Origin of the sequence: Campylobacter coli (assembly GCF_009730395.1) — a bacterium.
Lineage (GTDB): Bacteria > Campylobacterota > Campylobacteria > Campylobacterales > Campylobacteraceae > Campylobacter_D > Campylobacter_D coli.
Genome location: NZ_CP046317.1, coordinates 697,597 through 713,487, shown reverse-complemented (window position 1 = coordinate 713,487; position 15,891 = coordinate 697,597). Strand labels below are relative to the sequence as shown.

Genomic DNA, 15,891 nt, shown 5'->3' with positions numbered 1-15,891 from the left:
CAAAATGGAACAGATCTTGCTTATATTATTTTAATATATTTAGGTTGAAGGCAGAAAAATCTAAATTAAGGAATTAATATGAGTATCTTTAGCATCAATGATAACTCAAACTATGGTTCTATACTTTCACAAGCAAAAGCTAATAAAGAAAGTAAAGAAAATTCTAAAATAAGTTTTGCTAATGCTTTTTTAAAACAAAATGCCAGCAAGTTAAGTGATATAGAAAGTAAAAATTCACAAACTCTAGCAAGAAGTGAAATATTAAGTAACAACAATGCATTAAGTAATAATTCAAATTCTACTAATATATCAAATAGTAGCAATACTAACCTTAGTATTAATAATGCTACTAAAACAAGTTCTCCTAATTATGATATATCAAGTGAATTTAAAAACTCTATTTATACTCTAAAATACAAACAAGTAGATATAAGTAATACTTCTACCAATACAGCCTATGGTTATAGTGTAGATAAAGATGGTTATATGGGAAGTGATTTTAACAAAGCTGCGGGACTTCCTGAAGATTTTAAGATACATAAATCTACTTTGGATGAGATTAAAAAAGCTGCTGAAAATGAACCTTATATTGCAGATATGAAACAATATTTTGGTGTAAGTGAGTATTATACTAATATAGATATGGCTGAAACCATAAAACAATATTATAATCTTTTTTCCAATGCTTTAGGTCAAAGTTTTCCAAATGATAAAACAAGTTTTAGTGAAGCAGATATAAATTCTATGCCTAAGGGGTATGCTATAAATGGAATAAAATCGATGGATTTTAATGATCCAAGCAATAGAATGAATATCACTCACCTAAGAGATTTTTCAAATTCTTTAATTTCAAATGTTTATAAAACCCCTGAACAAGCAAAAGAAGCTGATGAAATTTGGCTTGATTCAGGATGTATGATCAAAGGATTATCATCTGAGACTTTAGGTTTATCCTTAGAAGAAATCAAAAATGTTTCTAAAGGTGAAGATTGGCAGTTTAATCCTGATATGTCAGTTTATCCACAAAATGAAGATGGAAGCTATTCTAAAGAAACTTTGTTTATGAGTTTTTTAAAATCTCAAGGTGGACAACCTGTTGAGAGTCTAAAAACCACACTTAATCCAAAAGTAGAAGCTTATAATAGAGCTATGGCTAAAGAGAGTTTTAGTGGTCCAGCCATACACTTAGATAGTATTATGACAGGTAAAAGTGACTTTAAAAGCTTTTTTAGATACTGGGCAGAGCGTGGCATAGAAGAAGGTGATTTATATATGTATGAAAATAACATTCCTAAAGAATCTGCTATGGGTAATTGGGCTTTAGATGCTGAAATTAAACAAGCCATTGCCAATGGCTGGAAAGCAAAACCTAGCACCATTAATTCCTACGCTGATTCTATAATGGATAGATTAAATAATCTTATAGGACAAACTAGGGTTTAGGAAATAAATAAAAAGAAATTAATATCGCTTAATTGCGATATTAAAATCCAAAATGTTCTATTTCGAAATTTAAAGGTTTGGGTAAATTGAGTTTGTAATCTTTGAGTTGTTTTTTAGGATTAACAATTAAAGCAAATCCACCTTTATTGTATCTATCCCAAACACTATAAAATTCTCTTTTAGAACTGATATATTCTCCATAACTTGGATCAAGTATTTGTAAATAATTACCTTTATGATTTATAATCACCACAAAATGTGGAAAGCGTGGATCATCTTCAATTTTAACTAAAATAGGAACAGATATAATATTCTCTAAAATCTTTCTATCGACTTTATAAGACTTGCTTTCATAGCCAAGCTTTTTTACTGCATCATTTAAATCTGCAAAGCTTACCATATCTGTATAAAGTTTTTGTCCACTCATGGTTTTTAATAAATCTAATTCTGTTAAATTATTATCATCAAGTGTATTAATAAGCGTAGCCAAAGAAGCAGCACCACAAGATTCTTCATAATTTTGCCTTACAACTTTTTCATTTTTGATTTCTTGGTAAGACTTAACTACAAATTCTGCCTTTAAAAACAAAGGCAAAAGAGCAACCATTAATGCTATTTTTAGAATTTTTTCCATAGATTGATACCAAAAATTGCATCAGGAGCAGCAGAGCTTCCACCTAGACTTGCACTGACTGAAACAGCAGTATCTTGATTTATGCTATAAGTAGAACCGCCACTAATTGTAGGAATTGATCTGATTTCTGAATTTTTTACACCATTGATTTTTTGTTCGGTTTGAAATCTTTGTTCTGCTCCTAAATCCAAAGTAATTTTAGGGCTTAAAATTATAGATAAATTTCCACCAAAGTAAATACTATTGCCATAATCTATTTTTGCGATTTTAAATTTTCTTTGGGCGTTATAACCAAATCCTGTATAAATACTATATACCACTGGATCGCTATATCCTCTTAAACTTGCCTCTAAGTTTTGGGATTGAAAATAAAAGTTTTTAGTTTGCAAAACTGTTTTTTCTCTTTGAATGATCGCTGTTTGAAATTTAATCTGCGGAACAAAGTCAGCAATGCTTTCTCCTGTATAAATAAAGCCTATCCATAAAGAATCAAAATTTAAAGTATTTTTGCTTGTAAAAGCACCTGAAATAATATTGTTATACTCTTGTCTTGCATAATTTCCACCGCCTGAAATAAGTAAATCGAAATTAGGTGTAAGCGTATAAATAAAAGTTTGATTCAAATAAAGTTGCTTTGTATCATTCCAAACATTTAAATCTCCATTTACTCCAATATTTGGATAAATGTAATAAGAGTGAGGATTTCCTGTGCTAAGCAAGGATAAACTTGTAATGCTTCTTAAGCCTATTTGCTTTTTAAACAAGCTATCGATATTTAGCTCATCGCTAGCAAAAAGACAACCACTTAAAACTGCCAAAATAAGAATAATTTTTTTCATTTTATTACCTTTTAAAATATTGCTTTGAAAAATTAAGCAAGGAGCGTTCCAAATTTTTAGTATATTCTTTATATTTTATTCCTTTCTTTTATAAATTATCCATCTTTTAATCTCATTATTCCTAACACTTGTCCATTGCAAGATTAATTGAGTTAAATTGTAATACAATATAAAAAATTATTTGTTTATATTTTAGATTAGCTTTATTACAATTTTATACATTTTTTTAAAAAATAAAAAACTTTCACAAATACCATAAAATCATTATATATATTTTTTAAATATCTATAACATAATACTTTGATTAAATTTGATTTAGGACATTTATTATGATAAAATGAATTATATTACATTTTAAAACAAGGAGCTAAAATGTTAAAAAAATTACTAAGTGTTGTAGCTTTAGGTGCTTTATTAGCAAGTTCTGCTTTTGCAGAAGATATTCTTGCTAAAGTCAGTAATGGAGCAATTAGCGATAATAGTGCAGGTGTTAAAGTCCTTAGCCTTGATGAGATGAAAGAGGTTAAGGGTGGGTATTATTTTAAAAGAGATAGTGCCTTTGATTATGGTGCAGGTTCTCTAAGTTCTTATGGATATGTTGTGATGAATGACAGTTTTCATCAGGATTCAAATGCGGTTACACAATCATTAGGTTATTCTAGTGGTTATATCGTAGCCAAATACCGCTATGTAAATAATCAAAAAGATTATTATTTACAATATTTTTCAAGTAAATATGGTTCAGGCACAAATATTTGGGCTTATGCAAATAGCCCTGCTTATAAAATTCTAAACGAATTCAGAAGTAAATATTAATTCTCACTCTCTGTTCCATTTTATTCCAAAGTGGAACAGATCTTGCTTATATTATTTTAATATATTTAGGTTGAAGGCAGAAAAATCTAAATTAAGGAATTAATATGAGTATCTTTAGCATCAATGATAACTCAAACTATGGTTCTATACTTTCACAAGCAAAAGCTAATAAAGAAAGTAAAGAAAATTCTAAAATAAGTTTTGCTAATGTTTTTTTAAAACAAAATGCCAGCAAGTTAAGTGATATAGAAAGTAAAAATTCACAAACTCTAGCAAGAAGTGAAATATTAAATTCTACTAATACAACAAATACTAGCAATAATACTAATTTTAGTATAAGTAGTAAGACAAGTTCTCCTAATTATGATATATCAAGTGAATTTAAAAACTCTATTTATACTCTAAAATATAAACAAGTAGATTTAAGCACTGATACAGCCTATGGTTATAGTGTAGATAAAGATGGTTATATGGGAAGTGATTTTAATAAAGCTGCGGGATTACCTGAAGATTTTAAGATACATAAATCTACTTTAGATGAGATAGAGAGGAAGGCTGAAAATAACTCTTATACTTCAGATATAAAAAAATATTTAGGTATAGATAAATATTATACAAACATAGATATGGCTGAAACCATAAAACAATACTATAATCAATTTAATCAAATTGTTAATCATACTTTTAATGATACCAATAAAACAAGTTTCACTGAAACAGATATAAATTCTATGCCTAAGGGAATTAGTGAATTATCATCTGATAAAACTATAGGTATTATGCCGAAAAATTATGATAAGCTAACAATAACAAACTATTATAATACACAAGAACGATATAATGAAGCAGAACAATTAGGAATGTTTGGGCATATTAATATAGGCTTACAACCATTAAATTTCACTCCGCAAAGTATGCAAACTCAAAATTTAGATAAAGACACTGCAATAGATACTTTTAATCCTGATATGTCAGTTTATCCACAAAATGAAGATGGAAGTTATTCTAAAGAAGCTTTGTTTATGAGCTTTTTAAAATCAACAGGTGTATTGCCAAGAGAAGGTAGTGCAACATTAAATCCTATAGCTAAGTCTTATGCTGAAGCTATGGCCAAAGAAAGCTTTGATGGATCATTAACTTCCTTAGATGACATTATGACAGGTAAGGTTGATTTTGCAAGTTTGTTAAAAGGCTATGCACAAGATGGTTGGCTTGATGCAGATATATATGCAATGGATAAAGGAGTTGCTTGGCAAAATACAAGCATAGGTTATGGTGGAGCTTGGTTTGATAATCAGTTTAATCAAGCAAAGGCTAATGGTTGGAAAGCAAGTAACCAAAGTATAGACTCTTATGTTAATTCTATAATGGATAGACTTAATAATCTTTTGGGACAAACTAGGGTTTAGGAAGTATTAATTTTTTAAGTTTGAAATAAATTGCTAATAATAAAATAAGATAAAATTAGTATAATTTTTTTACAAAAAAATTTGAAAGGAAATTATGAAAAAAATTATTTTGATTTTTATCTCTTTTTTTGCTTTAAATTTGAGTGCAAAAGATTTGGTTGTAGGAATGGAGCTTGGATATCCGCCTTTTGAAATGAGCGATAAAACAGGCAAAGCAAGTGGAATTAGCGTGGATTTTTTAGAAGCTTTTGCAAAGAAAAACGGCTATAAACTTGTAGTAAAAAATATCGCTTGGGATGGTTTAATACCTGCTTTAAAAACAGCCAAGATAGATCTTATTATGTCCTCTATGACAATTACCGATGAGAGAAAGAAAGTGGTGGATTTTAGCATTCCTTATGCTAAGGCAAATTTGGCTATTTTAACTCCTTTGAACTCTGATATTACAAATATCAAAGATTTAGATAAAAAGGGCAAAGTTTTGGCTTTAAAGCGTGGTTCTACAGGGCATTTATATGCGGTTAAAAATTTAAAAAATGCAACTATTAATTTATTTGATAAAGAAAATGCTGCTATTTTGGAAGTGATTCAAGGCAAGGCTGATGGATTTTTTTATGATCAACTTACGATTTATCGGACTTGGCAAAAGCATCAAGATACAACCAGAGCCATTTTAGCGCCTTTTCAAGAAAATCCTGAGTTTTGGGGTATAGCTGTAAGAAGAGGTGATGAAGCTTTAAAGGACAAGCTTGATAATTTCATTGATGAGAGTAGGAAAAATGGCTTTTTAGATTTTTTGGGCAATAAGTATTTAAAAGACATTAAAGAAGTTTTTAAGCAAAATAATATCACTTTTTTCTTGTAGGCTTTTAATAAAATATTGATAATTAATATTAATTTTATAAATTTTGATATACAATATCATTATCTAAATTTTAAATAAAAGGATTTAAGATAATGAAAAAAGTTGCATTTTTTTTGTTATTTTTGTTTTTATCTTGCACTGTACTAAACGCAGCTAGGGAGTATTGCAAATATGCTTATCAAGAAGATAGAGCTATACCTTTAATTTTAAATTATGGAATAAGATTGGGGGTAGTAGGTGCTGGGGTTGCGAATGTACCTGCACCGGGCGGAAGTACTTACAATTCAAAAATTGACATGATGGCTGCAAGATGCCACCAAGCTTAGTTTTTGGGTGTATTTTACAATGCTAGAATTTATTTTTACTCTTATTTTAGATTTTACTTTTTATTCTATCAAGACCCTAGAAAAAGTCTTTCTAGGGCGAACAGCCTTAGTAATTCTTTTTGTTGTTTTTATAGCTCTTTTTTGCGTTAAAGGCTTGTTTTTGTATATGCTTTTAACTTTAGAATTATTTTTGCTTTTGTATCTTTTTCTTGGAATTTTGTTTTTAAGATTTTATAAATCTTAGGTTACAAAGCTTTCCACAAGCCTTTGCACTAGCAAATTCCATCCATCCACTAATACAAAAATCAAAAGTTTAAAAGGCAATGAAATCATAACAGGAGGAAGCATCATCATCCCCATCGCCATCAAAACCGAACTCACAACCATATCGATAACCAAAAATGGCAAATAAATCAAAAAGCCTATCTCAAAAGCAGTTTTAAGTTCTGAAATCATAAAAGCAGGAACTAAAACCGTAAGTGGAACATCATCTATGGTTTTAGGATTAGGCAGGTTTCGTATGCGGTAAAATAAAGCTAAGTCTTTTTCGCGAGTATTTTTAAGCATAAAATCTTTAAAAGGTTTCACACCTCTTGCAAAAGCTTCTTCATAGCCTATTTGCTCTGCTAAATAAGGCTTGATGCCTTCATTATAAGACTTTGTAGCCACAGGCTCCATTATAAAAAAGGTTAAAATCAATGCCAAGGTTACTAAGATGGTATTAGGCGGCATACTTTGAGTTCCCATAGCTTGACGCAAGAATGAAAAAACTACAATCAAGCGTAAAAAAGAAGTCATAACAAAAATTATACTTGGAGCTAATGCAAGTATGGTTAAGACTATGACTATGTTTAATGTTGTAACAAGTTGATTAGGAGTATCAGGAGCACTTAGGCTTAAATTTACTGTAGGAATTGTTGCTTCGGCAGCGAAAATAACGCTAAAAAAACCGCTGATAAACAATAATGTTAAAATTTTTTTCAAAAATAAACCTTGATTAAAAAATGAAACTTAATTTTAACTTTTACTCACTAAAAAAGAGTTTAACTTGTTTTAATTTAGAGAAAAATTTAACTTTAAAATGTTAAAATTAAAATAAAATTATCCTCAAAAGGCTTTTTATAATGAAAACTTCCATTTTGATTTTAGCAGCAGGACTTGGAACAAGAATGAAATCACAAAAACCAAAGGTATTGCAAGAGCTGTGTCAAAAAAGCATGATTTTACATATCTTAGAGAAAGCTTTTGCTATAAGTGAAGATGTGAGCGTGGTTTTATCTCATCAAAAAGAACGCGTTGAAAAAGAAATTTTAAAACATTTTCCTAAAACGCAAATTTTAGAACAAGATTTGATCAATTTCCCAGGCACTGCAGGCGCTTTAAAGGAATTTAGGCCTAAAAATGAAAAAGTTTTAATTCTTTGCGGGGATATGCCTTTGGTTGAGCAAACAAGTTTGGAAGCTTTGTTGAGTAATAATGCAAAATTAAATCTAGCAGTTTTTAAAGCAAGAGATCCTAAAAGTTATGGTAGGGTGGTGATAAAAAACGATAGCGTTGAAAAAATTGTTGAATTTAAAGATGCAAATACGCAAGAAAAAGAGATAAATACTTGCAATGCTGGGGTTTATGTGATTGACTCGAGACTTTTAAAAGAGCTTTTACCTTTGATTGATAACAATAATGCGGCAAAAGAGTATTATTTAACCGACATTGTAAAACTAGCAAAAGAAAAAGATGTGATGATTAAAGCAGTTTTTGTAGATGAAGATGAATTTATGGGGATTAATGATAAATTTGAACTCAGTATAGCTGAAAATTTCATGCAAGAAAAAATTAAAAAATACTGGATGCAACAGGGTGTGATTTTTCATTTACCGCAAAGCACTTTTATAGGTGCAGATGTTGAATTTGTAGGTGAATGTGAAGTATATGAAAATGTAAGGATAGAGGGCAAAAGTAAGATTATAAACTCTATCATTAAAAGTTCAAGCGTGATAGAAAATTCCATCGTAGAAAATAGCGATGTAGGGCCTTTGGCACATTTGCGTCCAAATTGTGAGTTAAAAAACACTCATATAGGAAATTTTGTAGAATGCAAAAATGCAAAGTTAAATACCGTAAAAGCAGGGCATTTGAGCTATTTGGGAGATTGTGAGATAGATAGTGGAACCAATATAGGCTGTGGGACTATCACTTGTAATTATGATGGGGTAAAAAAGCATAAAACCATCATAGGAAAAAATGTTTTTGTAGGTTCTGATACGCAATTTATCGCACCTGTAAAAATCGAAGATGAAGTAATCATAGCAGCAGGAAGCACAGTAAGTGTCAATGTAGAAAAAGGTGCTTTGTTTATCAATAGAGCAGAGCATAAAATGATAAAAGATTATTATTACAAGAAATTTCAAAAATGAAAACCATACTTTTAGCCATTAGCGGTAGCATAGCTTTTTATAAATCTTACGAGCTTATTTCTTTGTTTAAAAAAGAAGACTTTAGGGTGAAAGTTTTGCTTTCTAATGGTTTGTTAAAATTTGCTAGCAAAATGAGTTTTGAAGCCTTGGTTGATGAAGTTTTATGCGAGGAAAATGAAAGTTGGCAAAATTCAAACAATCACATAGCTTTTAGTAAGGATGTAGACCTTGTTTTGTTTGCTCCTGCAAGTGTTAATTCTATCAATAAACTTGCTTTTGGTATAGCGGATAATCTTTTTATCCAAACTTTAATCGCAGCAAATAAACCTCTTATCATAGCTCCTGCGGCAAATACAAATATGTTTCATCATTTTAGCACGCAAAATTCTTTAAAGATACTTAAAGAAAATAAAGCTTTGATTATAGAGCCTATTTGTAAAGTTTTAGCTTGTAAAGATGAAGGCGTAGGAGCCTTAGCTGAAGTTAAGAATATTTTTAATATCGTCAAAAGAGAACTTTTAAAAGAAAAGTTTTGGTGCGATAAAAGTGTAGTTATCACAGGTGGCGGCACAAAAGAAAAGATTGATAATGTGCGTTGTGTGAGTAATTTTTCAAGTGGAAAAATGGCAAAGGCAATCGCTGATGCGTTTTATTTTTTGGGGGCTAAAGTAACGCTTTTGAGTTCGGTTTATTTTGATACTCCTTATTCTCTTAAGAGTTTTGAAAGCTCGCGAGAATTAAAAGAATTGCTAGAGCAAAATTCAAACAAAGATTATTTAATCATGGCGGCAGCTGTAAGTGACTTTATACCTGAATTTAAAAAAGGCAAAATCAAAAAAAATGAGCATTTAAAGGGTTTAAATTTGCATTTAAGATTAAATGAGGATTTGCTTAAAAATTTAAATTTTAAAGGTAAAAAAATAGGCTTTAAGATGGAATTTGACGCTCAAAATGCTTTAGAAAATGCGAAAAAATCGCTTAATGATAAAAAACTTGATATGGTTTGTTTAAATATCTTAGAAGAGGAAAATTATTTTGGAAGTTCTAAGAATGAAATTCATTTTATTACAGTAAATAAGATAGAAAAAAGTGGTTTAAAAAGCAAGGAAGATTTGGCTTTTGATTTGGTTTCTTGGTGTGAAAAAATATGAATATGATAAACTCAACCCTACCTATACAAATGAAAGTTTTAGCAAAATCAGGCTATGCACACTACACACTTTTGCTCAATCATAGAAAAATTCAAACCAAAAGCATGATAGAATTAGAAATTGGAGCTGAGTATTTAGCCGAGCTTTATATAGAAAAAGGCGGCGCGATCGCATTTAAGCATTTATCTAAAAGGCCTGATTTTCATCCCTTTGAAGAGGGATTATCTTTGATGGTTGAAATTTTAGAGGGTAGGATTGATTATAAAAAATATATTATTTCAAATCTTTTAGAGTGCAAAGATAAAAATAAATATCATATTTTAAAAGAAATGCTTTTTGCAAGTTTTGAAAATATTTATCATATCCCTTTTATCTTTAAGGGTAAGGCTTGTTTGTTTCAGATGAAAAAAAGGGTTAAATTTTTAGAAATTTATCTTTATTTTAGCGTTTTTGGAGCTTTGAAAATTCTGATCGATGAGGGTGGAATTTCGATATTTACCCCCTTTTTTAAGGTGCAAAAATTTTTAAACGAGCACTTGCAATTTAATGTTTTGCAAGATAAAAATATACAACCTTTATTTGTATTTAAAAAATTATTTGATTTTAAAGGGTGATAATGAATGAATTAAAACATCTTGCTGTTGTAATGGATGGCAATAGGCGTTGGGCTAAGGCAAAAGGTTTTTTAGCTAAGCTTGGATATTCTCAAGGTGTTAAAACCATGCAAAAGCTGATGGAAGCTTGTGTAGAGGAGGGAATTTCAAATTTAAGTCTTTTTGCTTTTAGCACGGAAAATTGGAACAGACCTCAAGATGAGATTGAATTTATTTTTGAGCTTTTGGATCGTTGTTTGGACGAAGCCTTAAAAGAATTTGAAAAAAACAATGTAAGATTAAGAGCTATCGGGGATTTATCAAGACTTGATACACATTTACAAGAAAAAATAGCCCTTGTGGAAGAAAAAACCAAGCACTGTGATTTGCTTTGTGTGAATTTAGCTATCAGTTATGGAGCAAAAGATGAAATCGTGCGTTCGGTTAAACGCTTGATTGAAAAAGGCTTGGAAATCAATGAAAAAAACATAAGCGATAATTTAGATTTGCCTTTGGATGTGGATTTGATGCTTCGTGTGGGAAATGCTAAAAGATTGTCTAATTTCTTGCTTTGGCAATGTGCTTATGCAGAAATTTATTTTAGCGAAACCTTATTTCCTTCTCTTACAAAAAGAGAATTTAAAAAAATTATAAAAGAATTTAGAAAAAGAGAGAGAACTTTTGGAAAATAATCCCATAGCTTTTTTGATTTTAGCTATTTTAGGAGCGAGCTTGGGTTCATTTTGTATGAGCTTAACAATGCGTTTTTGTGAAAACAAGCCCTTATTAAGCTTGCGTTCTTATTGCTTTTCTTGCTATCAAAAACTTAAGCCTTTGGAATTAATACCCATTTTTTCTTATATTTTTCTTCGCTTTAAGTGCAAAACTTGTCATATTAAAATTCCTTTTTCTGTTTTTTTGACTGAAGTTTTGGGGATGATTTTTGCATGGATTGCTTATTTGCTAAGCCAAAATATAGGGGAATTTATCCATTTACTGATTTTTCTATTTGTTTTATTTGCACTCTCTTGCATAGATTTAAAATTTCAAGCTGTGCCTCAAAAATTGCTTTGGTTGATTTTTTTTATTGCATTTTCTTTTGCTTTTAATAGCAATGAATTTGCGTATTTTTTTATATTTGAAAATTTTCAAAATGGATTTATGGTTCAAGCTTTTATTTTTGCTGGTTTTTTGTTTTTACTTAAAAATTTTATAGCATTTTTAAAAAATTTTAGAACAAAAGACATACAAGAAAATTTAGGTGATGCGGATATTATTATCCTTGCTAGTATGGCAGGGGTATTTGGTTTTAAGAGTGCTTTTATAATTCTTTTTCTTGCTTCGTTATTGTCTTTACCCTTTTTTATCCATAATAAAAATACAAAACTAGCATTTTTACCCTTTATCAATGCTGCTTTTGTGATATATTTGATATATTTGATTGTTCAGGAATTAATATGAAACTTGCTTTAAGATATGTTTTAAATCAATTTTTAAGTACAAATTTATCGATTTTTTTTGTGCTTTTTACTATAGTTTCTATGGTTTTTTTTATACAACTTGCTAAGCTTACTTCTAGTATAGAGATTAATTTTGTAGATTTGCTTAAATTATACGGCTTTATGCTGCCTAGAATTCTTATTTTTACCCTGCCTATAGCTTTTTTTATCGCTCTTACTTTGGCTCTTTTTAGGCTTTCTAGAGAGAATGAAAGCATAGTGTTATTTACCTTGGGATTTTCACCTAAAATTTTAGCTAAGTTTTTTTTAAAAATCGCCGCTTTAGTAAGTGCATTGATGTTAATTATAGCTTTGGTTATGATACCTATAGTGTTTGAATTGCAAGATAATTTTGTTAATTTTAAAAAAACTCAGGTTAAATTTAATTATAAAACGGGTGAATTTGGACAAAGATTTCTTGAATGGATGATTTTTATTGAGAAGCAAGAAAGTGATAGATATGAAAATATCATCATGTATCATCCAAAACGCAATATAGAAGACAAAGAGCAATTGATTATCGCAAAAGAAGCAACAGCACAAAGAAATGAAGACAGCTTTGCTTTTAAGCTTTCTAATGGCAAAATGTATAATTTTGAAAATGGCCAAACGCTTTTTATTGGAAATTTTGATAAGCTTATAGTCAATACACAATTTAATGATCAAAATTTACAAACTAAAAAATTTTATGAGTATTGGAATGATTTAAATACAAATCCCAAACGCGCGAAAGAATTTGTAATCTATGTAACCATAGCATTATTTCCACTCGCAAGTACGCTTTTTGCCCTTTCTTTTGGTATAGTAACTTATCGTTATGAAAAAGGTTTTATTTATTTTGGGATGTTTGGGGTTATTGCTGTGTATTTTGGGCTTTTAAGTTCTTTTTCACAGCCTCCTATTTTAGCTTGTATTGGAATATTTGCTTTAAGTTTTATTGCGTCTATTGTTTGTTTTAAAAAGATGATTTTGAGTCGTTATTGATGAAATTAAAAATTATTTTTTCCTATGATGGATCGAAATTTTTAGGTTCAGCTACCCAACCTCACAAAAAAAGCGTTCAAGATGCCTTGCAAGATGCCTTAAGTCATCTTGGAATTTTTTCCTCTGTTTTGATGGCTTCTCGCACAGATAAAGGGGTGCATGCAAGCTATGCTGTTGCTTGCGTGGAATGCGGGGAGCATTTTAGGGATTTAAACTATCTTAAAAAACAAATCAATAAATTTTCTCATCCTTTTATACATGTTAAAAATTTAAAAATCATGCCTTCAAATTTTGAAGTAAGATACGATGTAAAAAGTAGAGAATATCGCTATATTTTTTATCACGGGGTTTATAATCCTTTTTTAGCTTCTTATGTTCATTTTTATCCTTTTATTGATGTTTTAAAGGCTGATCTTGTTTTGCAAAATTTTGTAGGTATTAAGGATTTTAAATTCTTTTGCAAGAGCGGAGGAGATAATAAAACGACTATCAGAGAAATATTTTTAGCTAAAGCGTATTCTTATAAGGATTTTACCATTTTTCGTTTTAAGGCTAATGGTTTTTTAAGGGCGCAAATAAGACTAATGGTTGCGAGTGTTTTAAAAGTTTTAGAAAATAAGATGAGTATAGAAGAGTTAAAAGAGCAAATCGAAGTTAAAAAACAATACAATCATTTTTTAGCCCCGCCTTGTGGACTTTATCTGAGTAGAATTTCTTATTAGAAAGTTTCGTAAAAATCAAAACCTTTATCTTTTAAGATATTTCTAACTTCTTCTTGATGTTCTTTGCCTTTAGTTTCTAAGGTAATAGAAATCATAGCATCGCCATAATCAAGCTTTGTTGAAAATCTATCATAATCAATTTTGACTATGTTTGCATTGGCTGATTTTAAGCTATCTGTAAGATTAAGTAGGGCTCCTGGTTTATCGATTAAAGTAACATTGATTTGCATTTTACGATAAGCTTTAAAAAGACCCTTTTCTATGATGATATTTAGCATTTGCACATCGATATTGCCGCCACTTAAAACAACGCCGATTTTTTTAGAATCTTTTATATCTATTTTTTGATGAAGTAGGGCGGCTACGCTTGCAGCACCTGCGCCTTCAACTATAATTTTATGTTTTTCAAGCAAAAACAATACCGCATTAGCGATTTCTTCATCGTCTACTTGAACAAATTCATTCACGCATTCAAGGATGATACCTAGGTTAATAGGATTAGCATCGCGTACAGCAATACCATCTGCTATAGTACGGACACTTTTAGAGTTTTTAACTTCTTTTGCTTTAAAGCTATCATGCATTGCAGGAGCTCCTTTAGCACCTACTGCAATAATTTTGATATTGGGATTAATCTGCTTTGCAGCGCTTGCTATACCGCTAATAAGTCCACCACCACCTACAGGAGCTATGATGGTATCAAGATCGCTTACATCATCAAGCATTTCAAGTATAAGTGTGCCTTGTCCTGCCATTACAAGTTCATCTTCAAAAGGATGAATAAAACTTAATCCATTTTCTTTCGCATAGTTTGTTGCAAAAGCATAAGCTTCGTCAAAATTATCACCCTTTAAAATAACTTCTGCACCCAAGCTTTTGGTAGCAGAAACTTTTAAGAGAGGGGTGGATTCTGGCATCACGATTATAGCTTTTGTGTCAAATTTCTTTGCACTTATGGCAACACCTTGAGCGTGATTTCCAGCACTAGCAGCTATAACTCCTGCTTTTTTAGCTTCTGGGTCTAAATTAGCTATTTTGTTATATGCACCGCGAATTTTATAAGCTCCTGTAATTTGCAAATTTTCATTTTTTAAATACACTTCACTTTTGCAAAGTTCGCTTAAAAAAGAAGAGTGTATAAAAGGAGTTTTGCTTACAAAATCAGCAATTTTTTGTTTGGCTTGATAAATTTTGTTCAGTTCTAACATTTGCTTATCCTATCTTGATAAAGTGGCAATTCACGCATAATGCATTTATCCTGTATAAAATTAATCTTTAAATTTTCGCATTCTTTAGCAACTTCATTGTTGCAAATTCCAAGCTGCAGCCAAAAATTTTGAATTCCTTTACGGATAATACTTGGGAGTAATGAAGAGGCAAATTCGCCCTTGCGAAACATTAAAACAAGATCTATTTTTTCATCGATATCATCTAAGCTTCGATAAACGCGTTCTCCTAAAATTTCATCACATTTAGGATATATAGGATAAATTTTATAATGATTTTCTTGTAAAAATTGTCCTATCATAAAAGAAGGCTTGCTTTCATCGGGGCTAAGTCCTACTATGGCAATGGTTTTTGTGTTGTTGAGTATTTTATCTATGATTAAATTTTCATCCATCGTTGTTACTTTATATAAAAATTTTAAAAATTTAATCATAATCTTATTTCGCTTAAAAATAGATTTTAATTTAAAAATATATTTATATAAAATTAACTAAAGTGAATTTTTTAAAGATAAAAAATTGCTAGAATATTAAAAGCTATTAAAAAAGGAGTGAAATATGGTTCAAGCTTATCCTTATATTTTAATCATTCATCTAAGCTGTGCAATCTTTTTTATAGGTTATTTATTTGTCGATATTTTTATACTCAATACAATTAAGAGAAAAAATCCAAATTTTGATAAAAATCTTTTTTCTTCCGTGGGTGTTAAGATTATGCCTTTTATCGTATTATTGCTATTTTTAAGTGGTGGTGCGATGATAAGCTTTCATCTTAATCCTTTAAATTTAATTTTTTTGATAAAATTGATTTTAGCCTTTAGTATTTTGTCTTTAGTGGTGTTTTCTTTATTTTTTCATTTTGTGCTAAAGAGAAAAAATCCTTTAACGCGTTTTATACATCCTTTTGTTTTTATGCTTTGTATTTTTATCGTGGTTTTAGCTAAGTTGATGAATTATTATTTTTTATAAT

At 29.9% G+C, this 15,891-nt stretch carries 19 protein-coding genes; 14 read left to right on the top strand and 5 right to left on the bottom strand.

The genetic code is table 11. The features are described from left to right. Positions 1-78: 78 nt before the first annotated feature. Positions 79-1,443: a Cj0814 family flagellar-dependent secreted protein gene (locus FOC43_RS03590; RefSeq protein ID WP_155820399.1), complete on the top strand. Its 1,365-nt coding sequence runs from the start codon at positions 79-81 to the stop codon at positions 1,441-1,443. Positions 1,444-1,483: 40 nt separating this feature from the next. Here FOC43_RS03590 and FOC43_RS03585 read toward each other — a convergent pair whose 3' ends face one another. Both FOC43_RS03585 and FOC43_RS03580 read right to left on the bottom strand, forming a co-directional pair. After that, positions 1,484-2,077, bottom strand: coding sequence for a cysteine peptidase family C39 domain-containing protein (locus FOC43_RS03585; protein WP_002800333.1), 594 nt, complete (start codon positions 2,075-2,077; stop codon positions 1,484-1,486). Then, positions 2,062-2,916: a hypothetical protein gene (locus tag FOC43_RS03580; protein ID WP_002779713.1), complete on the bottom strand. Its 855-nt coding sequence runs from the start codon at positions 2,914-2,916 to the stop codon at positions 2,062-2,064. Before FOC43_RS03580 ends, FOC43_RS03585 begins: the two co-directional genes overlap by 16 nt. A gap of 372 nt (positions 2,917-3,288) precedes the next feature. Here FOC43_RS03580 and FOC43_RS03575 point away from each other — a divergent pair, with 372 nt between their 5' ends. The 5 genes from FOC43_RS03575 (at position 3,289) to FOC43_RS03555 (ending at position 6,576) form a co-directional block, all read left to right on the top strand. Next, complete coding sequence (locus FOC43_RS03575) at positions 3,289-3,732, top strand: hypothetical protein (RefSeq protein WP_004284199.1); 444 nt, start codon at positions 3,289-3,291, stop codon at positions 3,730-3,732. A gap of 104 nt (positions 3,733-3,836) precedes the next feature. Further along, the gene (locus tag FOC43_RS03570; protein WP_155820396.1) at positions 3,837-5,141 is read left to right on the top strand and encodes a Cj0814 family flagellar-dependent secreted protein; all 1,305 of its coding nucleotides are present in this window, start codon (positions 3,837-3,839) and stop codon (positions 5,139-5,141) included. 94 nt (positions 5,142-5,235) lie between these two features. Beyond that, positions 5,236-6,006, top strand: coding sequence for a transporter substrate-binding domain-containing protein (locus tag FOC43_RS03565; RefSeq protein ID WP_004284195.1), 771 nt, complete (start codon positions 5,236-5,238; stop codon positions 6,004-6,006). A 92-nt stretch (positions 6,007-6,098) separates the two neighbouring features. Next, a complete protein-coding gene (locus FOC43_RS03560) occupies positions 6,099-6,332 on the top strand; it encodes a hypothetical protein (RefSeq protein ID WP_002780360.1) in 234 nt (77 codons plus the stop codon). Positions 6,333-6,351: 19 nt separating this feature from the next. Beyond that, positions 6,352-6,576 (top strand): hypothetical protein, encoded by a 225-nt coding sequence (locus FOC43_RS03555; RefSeq protein WP_031263783.1) that lies wholly within the window; start codon positions 6,352-6,354, stop codon positions 6,574-6,576. Here the strand turns inward: FOC43_RS03555 and fliP are convergent. Next, on the bottom strand, positions 6,573-7,316 hold the full coding sequence (gene fliP, locus FOC43_RS03550; protein WP_002776740.1) for a flagellar type III secretion system pore protein FliP: 744 nt from the start codon (positions 7,314-7,316) through the stop codon (positions 6,573-6,575). The genes FOC43_RS03555 and fliP overlap by 4 nt on opposite strands. Positions 7,317-7,456: 140 nt before the next feature. Between fliP and glmU the strand changes: the two genes are divergently transcribed. Genes glmU through truA form a run of 7 tightly spaced genes read left to right on the top strand, consistent with a single transcriptional unit; the run spans position 7,457 to position 13,695 of the window. Beyond that, positions 7,457-8,746, top strand: coding sequence for a bifunctional UDP-N-acetylglucosamine diphosphorylase/glucosamine-1-phosphate N-acetyltransferase GlmU (gene glmU / locus FOC43_RS03545; protein ID WP_002790410.1), 1,290 nt, complete (start codon positions 7,457-7,459; stop codon positions 8,744-8,746). Beyond that, positions 8,743-9,897, top strand: a complete 1,155-nt coding sequence (gene coaBC, locus FOC43_RS03540; RefSeq protein ID WP_004284191.1) for a bifunctional phosphopantothenoylcysteine decarboxylase/phosphopantothenate--cysteine ligase CoaBC — start codon at positions 8,743-8,745, stop codon at positions 9,895-9,897. The genes glmU and coaBC overlap by 4 nt, the downstream gene beginning before the upstream one ends. Continuing rightward, positions 9,894-10,511 (top strand): hypothetical protein, encoded by a 618-nt coding sequence (locus tag FOC43_RS03535; protein ID WP_002776746.1) that lies wholly within the window; start codon positions 9,894-9,896, stop codon positions 10,509-10,511. The genes coaBC and FOC43_RS03535 overlap by 4 nt, the downstream gene beginning before the upstream one ends. A gap of 2 nt (positions 10,512-10,513) precedes the next feature. Next, positions 10,514-11,182, top strand: a complete 669-nt coding sequence (uppS, locus tag FOC43_RS03530; protein ID WP_002780363.1) for a polyprenyl diphosphate synthase — start codon at positions 10,514-10,516, stop codon at positions 11,180-11,182. Next, positions 11,172-11,951 (top strand): prepilin peptidase, encoded by a 780-nt coding sequence (locus FOC43_RS03525; RefSeq protein ID WP_004284188.1) that lies wholly within the window; start codon positions 11,172-11,174, stop codon positions 11,949-11,951. The genes uppS and FOC43_RS03525 overlap by 11 nt, the downstream gene beginning before the upstream one ends. Then, positions 11,948-12,973 (top strand): LptF/LptG family permease, encoded by a 1,026-nt coding sequence (locus FOC43_RS03520; RefSeq protein ID WP_004284186.1) that lies wholly within the window; start codon positions 11,948-11,950, stop codon positions 12,971-12,973. Before FOC43_RS03525 ends, FOC43_RS03520 begins: the two co-directional genes overlap by 4 nt. Beyond that, entirely contained in the window at positions 12,970-13,695 is a 726-nt protein-coding gene (gene truA / locus FOC43_RS03515) for a tRNA pseudouridine(38-40) synthase TruA (RefSeq protein ID WP_141044720.1), read from the top strand. Before FOC43_RS03520 ends, truA begins: the two co-directional genes overlap by 4 nt. On the opposite strand, the gene ilvA is transcribed toward truA, so the two are convergent. Both ilvA and FOC43_RS03505 read right to left on the bottom strand, forming a co-directional pair. Continuing rightward, on the bottom strand, positions 13,692-14,903 hold the full coding sequence (gene ilvA / locus FOC43_RS03510) for a threonine ammonia-lyase (protein WP_002793805.1): 1,212 nt from the start codon (positions 14,901-14,903) through the stop codon (positions 13,692-13,694). The genes truA and ilvA overlap by 4 nt on opposite strands. After that, positions 14,897-15,316, bottom strand: coding sequence for a CoA-binding protein (locus FOC43_RS03505; protein ID WP_002776755.1), 420 nt, complete (start codon positions 15,314-15,316; stop codon positions 14,897-14,899). Before FOC43_RS03505 ends, ilvA begins: the two co-directional genes overlap by 7 nt. A gap of 163 nt (positions 15,317-15,479) precedes the next feature. Here FOC43_RS03505 and FOC43_RS03500 point away from each other — a divergent pair, with 163 nt between their 5' ends. Beyond that, on the top strand, positions 15,480-15,890 hold the full coding sequence (locus FOC43_RS03500; protein ID WP_002783766.1) for a membrane protein: 411 nt from the start codon (positions 15,480-15,482) through the stop codon (positions 15,888-15,890). Position 15,891: the final 1 nt, after the last annotated feature.